At 62.9% G+C, this 11,825-nt stretch carries 9 protein-coding genes; 3 read left to right on the forward strand and 6 right to left on the reverse strand.

The genetic code is table 11. From position 1 onward, the window contains the following. Positions 1-11: 11 nt before the first annotated feature. Positions 12-1,499: a UxaA family hydrolase gene (locus tag ACJ8QI_RS18015; protein WP_141960322.1), complete on the forward strand. Its 1,488-nt coding sequence runs from the start codon at positions 12-14 to the stop codon at positions 1,497-1,499. Between the two features lie 52 nt (positions 1,500-1,551). Here ACJ8QI_RS18015 and sstT read toward each other — a convergent pair whose 3' ends face one another. From sstT to ACJ8QI_RS18040, 5 genes are all read right to left on the reverse strand, one after another. Then, positions 1,552-2,787 carry a serine/threonine transporter SstT gene (sstT, locus tag ACJ8QI_RS18020; protein ID WP_038879565.1) on the reverse strand — a complete coding sequence of 412 codons (1,236 nt, stop codon included), beginning with the start codon at positions 2,785-2,787 and terminating at the stop codon, positions 1,552-1,554. A gap of 262 nt (positions 2,788-3,049) precedes the next feature. Further along, a complete protein-coding gene (locus ACJ8QI_RS18025) occupies positions 3,050-4,018 on the reverse strand; it encodes a TerC family protein (RefSeq protein WP_060424713.1) in 969 nt (322 codons plus the stop codon). Between the two features lie 252 nt (positions 4,019-4,270). Beyond that, positions 4,271-5,002: a glutamine amidotransferase gene (locus tag ACJ8QI_RS18030; protein WP_141972442.1), complete on the reverse strand. Its 732-nt coding sequence runs from the start codon at positions 5,000-5,002 to the stop codon at positions 4,271-4,273. Between the two features lies 1 nt (position 5,003). Continuing rightward, entirely contained in the window at positions 5,004-5,984 is a 981-nt protein-coding gene (locus ACJ8QI_RS18035; protein WP_070915396.1) for a Gfo/Idh/MocA family protein, read from the reverse strand. Positions 5,985-6,034: 50 nt separating this feature from the next. Beyond that, positions 6,035-6,541: a M48 metallopeptidase family protein gene (locus tag ACJ8QI_RS18040; RefSeq protein WP_004937154.1), complete on the reverse strand. Its 507-nt coding sequence runs from the start codon at positions 6,539-6,541 to the stop codon at positions 6,035-6,037. A 149-nt stretch (positions 6,542-6,690) separates the two neighbouring features. Here ACJ8QI_RS18040 and rlmG point away from each other — a divergent pair, with 149 nt between their 5' ends. Continuing rightward, on the forward strand, positions 6,691-7,830 hold the full coding sequence (rlmG, locus tag ACJ8QI_RS18045) for a 23S rRNA (guanine(1835)-N(2))-methyltransferase RlmG (RefSeq protein WP_015379148.1): 1,140 nt from the start codon (positions 6,691-6,693) through the stop codon (positions 7,828-7,830). Between the two features lie 34 nt (positions 7,831-7,864). Here the strand turns inward: rlmG and ACJ8QI_RS18050 are convergent, their stop codons facing one another. Further along, positions 7,865-9,886: an oxidoreductase gene (locus ACJ8QI_RS18050; protein ID WP_336843841.1), complete on the reverse strand. Its 2,022-nt coding sequence runs from the start codon at positions 9,884-9,886 to the stop codon at positions 7,865-7,867. Between the two features lie 307 nt (positions 9,887-10,193). On the opposite strand from ACJ8QI_RS18050, the gene ACJ8QI_RS18055 reads away from it, so the two are divergent. Continuing rightward, a complete protein-coding gene (locus tag ACJ8QI_RS18055; RefSeq protein ID WP_442532894.1) occupies positions 10,194-11,813 on the forward strand; it encodes an ABC-F family ATP-binding cassette domain-containing protein in 1,620 nt (539 codons plus the stop codon). Positions 11,814-11,825 lie beyond the last annotated feature (12 nt).

The raw sequence follows: 11,825 nt of genomic DNA on the forward strand, positions 1-11,825 counted from the left end.
GGGACCGGTTTATGCAAAGTACGATAAAGATTCACGAGCAGGATAACGTGGCGGTAGCGCTGCGCGACCTGGCCGCTGGAGACACGGTTGAGCTGGCAGGCGTCGCCGTTCCGCTGGTGCAGCCGGTGGCGCGCGGGCACAAGTTTGCGCTCGGCCCGATCGCCGAGGGCGAGGACATCATCAAATATGGCCAGCCGATCGGCCACGCGCTCGTGGCCATCGGCCCTGGGGAGCATATTCATTCGCAAAACGCCAAAACCAACCTGAGCGATCTGGACAGCTACCGTTACCAGCCGCAGTTCCCGGCGTTGCCGCCGCAGGCGGCGGATCGCGAGGTGCAGCTGTACCGCCGGGCCGGCGGCGACGTGGGGATCCGCAACGAACTGTGGATCGTGCCGACCGTCGGCTGCGTCAACGGCATCGCCCGCCAGATCCAGCAGCGCTTTTTGCAGCAAACGCAGGCGGAGGGGATCGACGGCGTGCATCTGTTCAGCCATCCGTTCGGCTGCTCGCAGCTGGGGCAGGATCATGCCAACACCCGCATCATGCTGCAGAACATGGCGCGCCATCCCAACGCCGGCGCGGTGCTGGTGATCGGGCTGGGGTGCGAGAACAATCAGGTGGATGCTTTTCGCGCCACGCTGGGGATGGCGGACGAGCGGCGGCTGCGCTTTATGGTGTGCCAACAGCAGGACGACGAGGTGGAGGCCGGGCTGGCGCTGTTGCACGAGCTGTACCGGGAGATGCGCCACGATCGCCGCGAGCCGGGCCGCCTGAGCGAGCTGAAGTTCGGCCTGGAGTGCGGCGGTTCGGACGGATTGTCGGGCATCACCGCCAACCCGTTGCTGGGGCGCTTTTCCGATTATGTGATCGCCAACGGCGGCACCACGGTGCTGACCGAAGTGCCGGAGATGTTCGGCGCCGAGCGCATTCTGATGAGCCGCTGCCGCGACGGGGAGACCTTCGACAAAACCGTCGACATGATCAACGATTTCAAACGCTATTTCATCGCCCATCAACAGCCGATATACGAGAACCCATCGCCGGGCAACAAGGCCGGCGGCATTACCACGCTGGAAGAGAAATCGCTCGGCTGCACCCAAAAAGCGGGCCTGAGCCAGGTGGTGGACGTGCTGAAGTACGGTGAGCGGCTGCGCGTGCCGGGGCTGAATCTGCTCAGCGCGCCGGGCAACGATGCGGTGGCGACCAGCGCGCTGGCCGGTGCCGGCTGCCATATGGTGCTGTTCAGCACCGGGCGCGGCACGCCATACGGCGGCTTTGTGCCGACGGTGAAGCTGGCCACCAACAGCGAGCTGGCGGCGAAGAAACCGCATTGGATCGATTTCGACGCCGGCGGCCTGATCCACGGCGTGGCGATGGAGACCTTGCTCGGCCGCTTCGTCGATCTGATCGTCGAGATCGCCAACGGCCGCCCGGCGCGCAATGAAGCCAACGATTTCCGCGAGCTGGCGATCTTTAAAAGCGGGGTGACGCTCTAACGCTGACAAAAAAGGCGCTCGAGGGAGCGCCTTTTTATGAAGCAACTTGCGCTTAACGCACCTTCAGCGGATCTTCGTTCGCCAGCCGTTGATCTTCCGCCTGGCAGGCCGCGGCGGTGAACAGCACGTCGGTGGAGGAGTTGAGGGCGGTTTCCGCCGAATCCTGCAGCACGCCGATAATAAAGCCGACCGCCACCACCTGCATCGCCACGTCGTTCGGAATGCCGAACATGTTGCACGCCAACGGGATCAGCAGCAGCGAGCCGCCGGCCACGCCGGAGGCCCCGCAGGCGCACAGGGCGGCCACCACGCTCAGCAGCAGAGCGGTCGGGACGTCCACCGCGATGCCCAGCGTGTTCACCGCCGCCAGCGTCAGCACGGTGATGGTGATCGCCGCGCCGGCCATGTTGATGGTGGCGCCCAGCGGGATGGAAACCGAGTAGGTGTCCTCATTCAGATTCAGCTTCTTGCACAGCTCCATGTTCACCGGGATGTTGGCGGCGGAGCTGCGGGTGAAGAAGGCGGTCACGCCGCTCTCGCGCAGGCAGGCGAACACCAGCGGATACGGGTTGCGGCGGATTTTCCAGTAAACGATCAGCGGGTTGAGCACCAGCGCCACCAGCAGCATGCAGCCGAGCAGTACCATCAGCAGCTGGGCGTAGCCCCACAGCACGCCGAAGCCGGTTTCCGCCAGCGTGGAAGCCACCAGGCCGAAGATGCCAAGCGGCGCACAGCGGATCACCGCGCGCACCACCAGCGTAACCGCATGGGACATGTCGTTGATCAGCCCTTTAGTGGTTTCGGAAGCGTGGCGCAGCGCCAGCCCCAGCCCGACGGCCCACGCCAGAATACCGATGTAGTTGGCGTTAATCAGCGCATGGAACGGGTTGGCCACCACGCTCATCAACAGACCCTTCATCACCTCCACAATGCCGCCCGGCGGGGTAATGTCCGTCGCGCCGGTGGTCAGCGCCAGCGTAGAAGGGAAGATAAAGCTGACGACGACCGCCACCAGCGCGGCGGCAAAGGTGCCCAGCAGGTAGAGGAACAGGATCGGGCGAATGTTGGTCTTCTGCCCCTGTTTATGGTTGGCGATCGAGGCCATCACCAGAATCAGCACCAGCACCGGCGCCACCGCTTTCAGCGCGCCGACGAACAGGGTACCGAGCAGGCCGACGGCCGCAGCGGCTGCCGGCGAAACCAGCGCCACCAGAATGCCGGCCACCAGGCCGACCATGATTTGTTTGACCAGGCTACCCTGCGTGATCCTTTGTAATAGTTTTTGCATAGTGCTTTCTTCCTGATGTTATCTGGCCGCCGCGGCGGGAACGACGCCGGGTAGCTTTATATGATTCTGTAACTAAGTGTGTTTGCCGAATCAGTATTCAGCAATCGAATGATGTTGGAAAGAGGCGGGGATGAAATTCTGAGCGCGGATCAACACTTGATAACATACTGGTTACATTTGTGTGATCGCAATAACGTTTGGCGTTTTGGGGGAATTGCCAAACAATCGCGGGGCGACTAGCGCCCCGGATAACAGATTGTGGTTATTTCTTCGCCAGGCGATCGTTGCGGCGATTGACCCAGGCGTTGATCAGCAAGGTAAGCGTCAGGATGCCTGCCACCACGCCGAGCGACACGCCGATCGGGATGTGGAAGAAGTCGATAATCAGCATCTTGATGCCGATAAACACCAGGATCACCGACAGGCCATATTTCAGCATCGAGAAACGCTCCGCTACGTTGGCCAGCAGGAAGTACATGGCACGCAGACCCATGATGGCAAACAGGTTGGAGGTCAGGACGATGAACGGATCGGTGGTCACGGCGAAGATCGCCGGGATGCTGTCCACCGCGAAGATCACGTCGCTCAGTTCGACCAGGATCAGCACCAGCACCAGCGGGGTGGCGAACAGGATGCCGTTGCGGCGCACGAAAAAGCGCTCGCCTTCCAGGCTGTCGGTCATGCGCAGGTGGCTGCGCAGCCATTTCACCAGCGGCTTGTCGCCGATCGCCGAGTCATCTTCCTTCGCCAGCGCCATCTTGATACCGGTGAACAGCAGGAAGGCGCCGAACAGATACAGCAGCCACTGGAACTGGCTGACCAGCCAGCTGCCGGCGAAGATCATGATGGTACGCAGCACGATCGCGCCCAGTACGCCGTAGATCAGCACCCGCCGCTGCAGGTTGGCCGGCACGGCGAAGTAGCTGAACAGCATCAGCCAAACGAACACGTTATCCACCGCCAGCGCTTTTTCGATCAGGTAGCCGGTCAGGAAGGCCAGCGCCTGGGTATCGGCGACGGCGCGCCCGGCGGTTTCATTCAGGTAGTACCAGAAACCGAAATTGAACAGCAGAGAAAGGCTGACCCACACCAGCGACCAGCTGGCGGCCTGCTTCAGGGTCATGGTGTGCGCGCCTTTACGGCCCTGCAACAGGAGGTCGATTGCGAGCATCACGACTATGACGGCGGCGAAGCTGCCCCATAACCACGGTGTGCCAACGGAATTCATCATCAGAGGTATCCTTCAAAAACAAAAACGGCCAACGTCGGAAGACGCCAGCCGCTCTGTGAACGCTGCAAGCAAACCTCGCCTTCCGGCAAGGTCTCACTTACAACGTTGATGAAGGTGATTACACCTTTGACATCAGGTTGCCCGGTAACCGGATGCTTGCGCATCGTAATGACGATTGACCGGCAATGAAGTTACTCCCCTTTGCAGAGCAGAAAGTAATGCAAAATGTGTCGGCGGTCAACGTGAATCGCGTTAGCCGGCCATCGCTTTTTGCGCGCCGAGGCTGACGACGAATCCCTGCAGCAGCAGGCGGCTGAACGGCGTGTCGCTAACCTGTTGTTGTTGCAGCTGATAGCGGGCCTGCTGCTCGGGATGCAGTTCGCCGAGCCACTGCAGATACTGGCTCATCACCGCGCCGTTGAATTCCGGGTGGAACTGGGTGGTCAGGGCATGATCGCCATAGCGCAGGATCTGGTGCGCATCCTGCTGCGAACGCGCCAGCGTCTGCGCGCCGGCGGGCGGCGTCAGTACGCTCTGCGAATGGATCAGGTTAGCTTTGAAGCGCGGCGGCAGCAGGGTGAGCCGCCGGTCTTCGGCCGCGGCGGGCAGCAGTTCGATCTCCAGCGTACCCACCTCCATGCCCTGCGGGTGGTAGCCCACTTCGCCGCCGAGCGCATAGGCCAACAGCTGGTGGCCGTAGCAGACACCGAACAATGGCAGTTTGATCGCCATCGCCTGGCGCAGCCATTCGGCGGCCTCCTCGCTCCACGGCAGCCGTTCGGTCACCATCGCCGGCGAGCCGGTGATGACCACGCCGCAATAGGCGGCCGGCGGCAACGGCCGTTCGCCGGCGGGCAGATGCACGATGTGCGCGCGTTCAGCGTCGATGTTGCCCTGTTGCAGGAACATGCCTTCAAAGTTGGCCAATTCCTGACGAATGGCCTGCGGTGCGTCGCCGGTTTGCATCACGAGCAGCGGTTTCATCTCATTCTCCGTCGGCGGGGAAGACGACGCCGGTCTGGCGGCGGATGTCGGTCAGCAGGCGGGCGACGATCAGCGAATTCTCCAGCCCCGGGTGTTCCACCTGATGCTTCTCAATCAGCTCGGCGAAGGCCAGCGCTTCATACAGCATGGTATTGATGTGCTGCGTCTGGCTCAGATCCTGGCGGTTGCCGCCGCGCGGCGTCAGCGCCACGCCCTGACACTCGGAAATCTTGTCGATAATCAGCGTGCCTTCTTCCCCCTGGATCTCGCTGGGGATCGCCGAGTCGCTGACCTTGGAATGGGAAAGCGTGACGTCGAAATCGCCGTAGTTCAGGCAGACGGTGCCGTGGGCGTCCACGCCGGTATCCAGCAGCGTGGCGCTGGCCAGCACCGACTGCGGCGCGCCGAACAGCGCTACCGCGCTGGCCAGGCAGTAGTAGCCGATGTCCATGATCGAGCCGTTGGAGAACTGGGGGTTAAAGGTGTTGGGGTTCTCGCCGGCGAGATAGCGCGGGTAGCGCGAAGAGTATTGGCAGTAGTTGATAAAGGCTTTGCGCAGCCGGCCGACTTTCGGCAATGCCTGCTGCAGCGCCAGGAAATTCGGCAAGTAGGCGCTTTTGAACGCTTCGAACAGCACCACCTGATTTTCCCGCGCGCAGGCTACCAGCTGTTCCGCTTCGCGCTGGTTGGAGGCCAGCGGCTTTTCGCAGATCACGTGTTTTTTATGGCGCAGGAACAGCAGCGACTGCGGGCAGTGCAGGGAATTGGGGCTGGCGATATACACCGCGTCTATGGCGTCAGACTGCGCCATCGCCTCGAGCGAGTCGAAAAACTGCGTGACCTGATAGTTGGCGCCAAAGGCCTGCGCCTGGTCCAGCGAGCGTGAATACACGGCGCTCAGCTTGAGTTTGCCGCTTTCATGGGCGGCATCGATAAAACGTTCCGTAATCCAGTTGGTGCCGACGACGGCAAAGCGAATCATGGCGAGCTCCGGTCCAGGCCTAAAACCGCAGATTATCACGGCCTCACTCGCTATGCATACAGCTCGCCGAACAGCGAAAGGTGCGTCAGATAAAGCCGGGTATCGAACTCCAACTGGTGGTAATCCGGCTCCATATGGCAGCACAGGCTGTAGAACGCCTTGTTGTGATCTTTCTCTTTCAGGTGCGCCAGCTCATGCACCACGATCATGCGCAGGAAGGGTTCGGGCGCCACCTTGAACACCGTCGCCACGCGGATTTCCGCCTTGGCCTTCAGCTTGCCGCCCTGCACGCGCGAGATGGCGGTATGCAGGCCAAGCGCGTGCTTCATGACGTGGATCTTGCTGTCGTAGGCCACCTTGCTCAGCGGCTGGGCGTTGCGCAGATACTGGTTTTTCAGATCGACGGTAAACTGATACAGCGACTTGTCGGTAGTACAGTCGTGCACCTGCGGATAGCGCTGCAGCAGCACGTCTCCCAGCCGGTTCTGATGGATCAGTTGCTGCACCTGGCTTTGCAGATGCGTTGGGTAGCCTTGCAGGTAGGTCAATTCAGACATTCTTGTTCCGTATCAACGGCCATTCAGCCGGTCATTCTATGCTGTTTTTTCGCTCAAATCCTGGCATACGCAATTTATCCGAAAAAACATTTTACTGACGGGCGTTTTTAGGGGATAAACAGCCCAAATTTTATCAGTCAGGAGGGGCAATGAGCCAACTCGATCTGGGAACACAGCAACTTGAGCTGGAGCGTTATCCCCAACAGGAAGAATCCACCCAACTGCAGGCGTGGGAAGCAGCGGACGAATATCTGCTGCAACAGCTTGAAAACGTAGACATCGGCGGCCGTCCGGTGCTGATTTTCAACGATAACTTCGGCACCCTGGCCTGTGCGCTGCACGCGCATCGTCCTTACAGCGTCAGCGACTCGTACATGAGCCAGCTGGCGACGCGCCACAACCTGAAGCTCAACGGTCTGGATCCCGAGCAGGTCACGCTGTTGGACAGCCTGGCCGAGCTGCCGGCGGCGCCGGCGGTGGTGCTGATTCGCGTGCCGAAAGCGCTGGCGCTGCTGGAGCAGCAGCTGCGCGCGCTGCGCCACGTCGTGACCGAAGACACGCTGATCGTCGCCGGCGCCAAGGCGCGCGACGTGCATACCTCGACGATGCAGCTGTTTGAAAAGGTGCTGGGCCCGACGCGCACCAGCCTGGCGTGGAAGAAAGCGCGCCTGATCTTCTGCCAGGCGGCGGATATCGTCCCACCGGCGGCGGCGGAAACCACCGACTGGACGCTGGACGGCACCGATTGGCTGATCCATAACCACGCCAACGTCTTCTCGCGCGGCAGCCTGGATATCGGCGCGCGCCTGTTTATGGAACATCTGCCGCGTGGCCTGAACGGCCATATCGTCGATCTGGGCTGCGGCAACGGCGTGATTGGCCTGACGGCGCTGGCGCAAAACCCGGAAGCGCAGGTGACCTTCGTCGATGAATCTTACATGGCGGTGGCTTCCAGCGAACTGAACGTGGAGCACAACCTGCCGCAAGAGCTGGATCGTTGCCAGTTTGAGGTGAACAACGCGCTGGCGGGCATCGAGCGCGAAAGCGTGCAGGCGGTGCTGTGCAACCCGCCGTTCCACCAGCAGCACGCCATTACCGATCACACCGCCTGGCAGATGTTCTGCGACGCCAAGCGCTGCCTGCAGGTAGGCGGCGAATTGCGCATCGTCGGCAACCGCCACCTCGACTATCACCAGAAGCTCAAGCGTCTGTTCGGCAACTGCACGCTGGTAGCCTCGAACAAGAAGTTCGTGATCTTGAGAGCGGTGAAATCCGGCGCGCGTCGCTGAGCATGATGACCAAGGGGCGCGGTGCGCCCCTTTTTTACAGCGCCATCGCCAGCCGCGTACCCTGATCGATCGCGCGGCGGGCGTCCAGCTCGGCGGCCACGTCGGCGCCGCCGATCAGATGCACGGTTTTCCCCATCGCCAGCAGCGGTTGCTGCAGCTCGCGGCGCGGTTCCTGCCCGGCGCAGATGACCACGGTGTCTACCGGCAGGCAGCTGTCCTGCTCGGCGCGGGTGATGTGCAGCCCTTCGTCGTCGATCAGCCGATAGCTGACGCTGTTGAGCATTTTCACGCCGCGCATCGCCAGGCTGGCGCGGTGGATCCAACCGGTGGTTTTCCCCAGGCCTTCGCCCACTTTGCTGGTTTTGCGCTGTAACAGATAGATTTGCCGCGCGGCGCGCGGTGCCTGCGGTCCTTGCGCCGCCAGCCCGCCGCGCTGCTCAAGGCGGCCGTCGATGCCCCATTCGCGGTTGAATTCCGCCTGATCCAGGCTGCTGGACACGCCGTGCTGGCTGAGGTACTCGGCGGTGTCGAAGCCGATGCCGCCGGCGCCGACGATCGCCACCCGCTGGCCGACCGGTTTTTTATCGCGCAGCACGTCCAGATAGCTCAGCACCTTGGCGTGGCCGATGCCGGGGATGTCCGGGGTGCGCGGCATGATGCCGCAGGCGAGGATCACTTCGTCGAATTCGCTTAAATCCGCCGCCTCGACCTTGACGCCCAGCCTGACCGTCACTTCGCGCAGCGCCAGCTGGCGGCGGAAGTAACGCAGGGTTTCATGGAATTCTTCCTTGCCGGGGATCTGCTTGGCGATGTTGAATTGGCCGCCGATCTGATCGGCCGCGTCGAACAGCGTCACCTGATGGCCGCGGCTGGCGGCGGTGGTGGCGAAGGCCAACCCGGCGGGGCCGGCGCCGATCACCGCCAGCTTTTTCGGTTTCTCCGCCATCGTCAACGGCATTTCGGTTTCGCGGCAGGCGCGCGGGTTGACCAGGCAAGACGTCAGCTTGCCTTCAAAAATCTGGTCGAGACAGGCCTGGTTGCAACCGATGCAGGTATTGATCTCGTCGGCGCGTCCCTCGGCGGCTTTCTGCACAAAGGCGGCGTCGGCGAGGAACGGGCGCGCCATCGACACCATGTCGGCGCAGCCGTCCGCCAGCACCTGCTCGGCCACCGCCGGATCGTTGATGCGGTTGGTGGTGATCAGCGGAATACCCACCTTGCCCATCAGCTTGCGGGTCACCCAGCTGAACCCGGCGCGCGGCACCATGGTGGCGATAGTCGGGATGCGCGCCTCGTGCCAGCCGATGCCGGTATTGATGATCGTGGCGCCCGCCTGTTCGACCGCCAGCGCCAGCTGTTCAATCTCCTGCCAGCTGGAGCCGTCCTCCACCAGATCGAGCATCGACAGCCGGTAGATCAGGATGAATTCCGCGCCCACCGCCTGGCGCACCGCCCGCACGATCTCGACGGCGAAGCGCATGCGGTTGGTGAAGCTGCCGCCCCAGCGATCGTCGCGCTGGTTGGTGCGCGCCGCCAAAAATTGGTTGATCAGGTAGCCTTCGGAACCCATCACCTCAACGCCGTCGTAGCCGGCCTGTTGCGCCAGCGCCGCGCAGCGGGCGAAGTCGGCGATGGTCTGCTCGATCTCCGCTTCACTCAGCGCGCTTGGCGCGAAGGGATTGATCGGCGCCTGCAGCGCGGAAGGGCCCACCGGGTGCGGCTGATAGCTGTAGCGGCCGGCATGCAGGATCTGCAGCGCTATCTTGCCGCCCGCGCGATGAACGGCCTCGGTGACCGGCCGATGGTGAGGCAGCTGCGCCTCGCTGTTGAGGGTGGAACCGCCGCGATACACCACGCCTTTGTCGTTGGGCGCGATGCCGCCGGTGACGATCAGGGCCACGCCGGCGGCGGCGCGCTCGGCATAGAACGCGGCCAGGCGCTGCGGGCCGTCAGGCAGCTCTTCCAGGCCGGTATGCATCGATCCCATCAGCACCCGGTTTTTCAGGGTGGTGAAGCCGAGATCCAGCGGCGCCAGCAGGTGAGGGTAATTGCTCATTGCACTCTCCATCGGGTGAAATCGGGGCCCGTTGTTATAATTATGTGAACATAAGTGGTCGGATGAGATAAATCTAGCCGTTGTCGCGCCGCTTGGGAATCTGCGTTGTGCCGAATGTGATAGACGTCATGAATCTCAGGCACCGTTTGCATAACGAACAAAAGATCGGTTAACCTTTGCGCGTTGTAAATTCCTTCTCTCTGCGGAGCCATAACCGAAAATGAACAACCACACCTGCTGATATCGGGTCCCACGCTGTGCGCTCCCGCGCCCTGTGGGGATGTTTTGATCTCATTCAGGAGTGCTTATGGCTCATTTTGCGCAGTCCCCTTATTTCGTTTTACATCAACTGACCTGCCAATTTGCTGACGGCGAAACGCTGTTCGGCCCGCTGGATCTCGCTTTCGATCGGTCGCGCTGCGGCCTGGTGGGGCGCAACGGCGTCGGCAAAACCCAGCTGCTGCGCCTGATCGCCGGGCGGGATCGGCCGGGCAACGGGCATGTCGAATCCCATGCCGCATTGGCTTACGTTGCGCAGCAGCCGGAGATCGCGGCGAACACCACGCTGGCGCAGCTGCTGGGCTACGGCGAGGTCTTCGCCGCGCTGGCGCGCATCGAGCAGGGGCGGCCGTTGGCGGACGACATCGATCGTCTGGAAGGGCGCTGGGATCTCAACGATCGCCTGCAAAGCGCCTTCGCCGCCGCCGGGTTGCCGGCCTTCGATCCGCTGCGAGCCGCAAGTTCACTGAGCGGTGGCGAACGGATGCGCGCGGCGCTATGCGGTGCTTTTCTGGGGGAGACGGATTATCTGCTGCTGGACGAACCGACCAACCACCTCGACAGCGCCGGGCGCGCCTGGCTGTATCAGCAGTTGGATCAGTGGCGCGGCGGGCTGCTTATCGCCAGCCATGACCGGCAGCTGCTGGGGCGTATGGAGCGCATCGTCGAACTGACGCCCGGCGCGCTGCGCAGCTACGGCGGCAACTACGACGACTACCGGCGCCAGCGCGACGCGGAGCAGCAGGCGGCGCGCGCCGATCTGGAACATGCGCGCGAGGAGCGCCGCCGCACCCGCGCCCGTCAGCAGAAAGAGCACGACATGAGCCAGCGGCGCTCGGCGCAAACGCTGCGCGTCGTCGATACGCTGAACATCGCCTCCTTCGAACGGGTGGCCTACAAATCGGCGGCGAAGGAGAGCCTCGGCACGCTGCGCAAACAGCATCAGGACCAGCGCGACAGCCTCGATGCGGCGGTGCGCGAGGCCTATCAGCGGGTGGAGGACGAGCAGCCGGTGTTGCTGGCGCTGCCGGGCAGCGAAGTGAGCGCGAACAAGCAGGTGCTGGTGCTCGAGCAGCTGCAGCTGCCGTTCGTCAGCGCGCCGCCGCTGGATCTGCGGATCGACGGCCCGATGCGCGTGGCGTTGACCGGCCCTAATGGCTGCGGCAAGTCCACCTTGCTGAAGACCATTCTCGGTCAGCTGGCGGCGCTTTCCGGCCATTGTCATTGCCCGCTGTCGACGGCCTACCTCGATCAAACCCTGTCGCAGCTCGACCCGAGTCTGTCGGTGATGGACCATCTGGGGCTGCAGGATTCGCCGCTGGCGGAAGGCGCGTTGCGCACCCGGCTGGCGCAGCTGCAGCTTGGCGCGGATCGCATCGCGCTGCCGCTGGGCGCGCTGAGCGGCGGCGAACGGCTCAAGGCGGCGCTGGCCTGCGCGCTGTGGCGGCGACAACCGGCACAGCTGCTGTTGCTGGACGAACCGACCAACCACCTGGATCTGGCGTCGTCGCTGGCGATCGAAACCGCCCTGGCGGATTTCCCCGGCGCGATGCTGGTGGTATCGCACGACGAAGACTTCCTGCAGGCGCTGCGGCCGACGCACCGCCTGAACCGGCAGGCGGACGGCTGGCGGCTTCAGGCCTGGTAACGCGCAAAGGCG

The organism is Serratia sp. CY84636, from assembly GCF_052166245.1.
GTDB lineage: Bacteria > Pseudomonadota > Gammaproteobacteria > Enterobacterales > Enterobacteriaceae > Serratia > Serratia nevei.

Bases quoted from the DNA above. Each gene is read 5' to 3' on its own strand.
- rlmG (WP_015379148.1), top strand. From the start codon at position 6,691: ATGAGCCAACTCGATCTGGGAACACAGCAACTTGAGCTGGAGCGTTAT.
- ACJ8QI_RS18025 (WP_060424713.1), bottom strand. From the start codon at position 4,018: ATGATGAATTCCGTTGGCACACCGTGGTTATGGGGCAGCTTCGCCGCC.
- ACJ8QI_RS18030 (WP_141972442.1), bottom strand. From the start codon at position 5,002: ATGAAACCGCTGCTCGTGATGCAAACCGGCGACGCACCGCAGGCCATT.
- ACJ8QI_RS18055 (WP_442532894.1), top strand. From the start codon at position 10,194: ATGGCTCATTTTGCGCAGTCCCCTTATTTCGTTTTACATCAACTGACC.
- ACJ8QI_RS18040 (WP_004937154.1), bottom strand. From the start codon at position 6,541: ATGTCTGAATTGACCTACCTGCAAGGCTACCCAACGCATCTGCAAAGC.
- ACJ8QI_RS18015 (WP_141960322.1), top strand. From the start codon at position 12: ATGCAAAGTACGATAAAGATTCACGAGCAGGATAACGTGGCGGTAGCG.
- ACJ8QI_RS18035 (WP_070915396.1), bottom strand. From the start codon at position 5,984: ATGATTCGCTTTGCCGTCGTCGGCACCAACTGGATTACGGAACGTTTT.
- ACJ8QI_RS18050 (WP_336843841.1), bottom strand. From the start codon at position 9,886: ATGAGCAATTACCCTCACCTGCTGGCGCCGCTGGATCTCGGCTTCACC.
- sstT (WP_038879565.1), bottom strand. From the start codon at position 2,787: ATGCAAAAACTATTACAAAGGATCACGCAGGGTAGCCTGGTCAAACAA.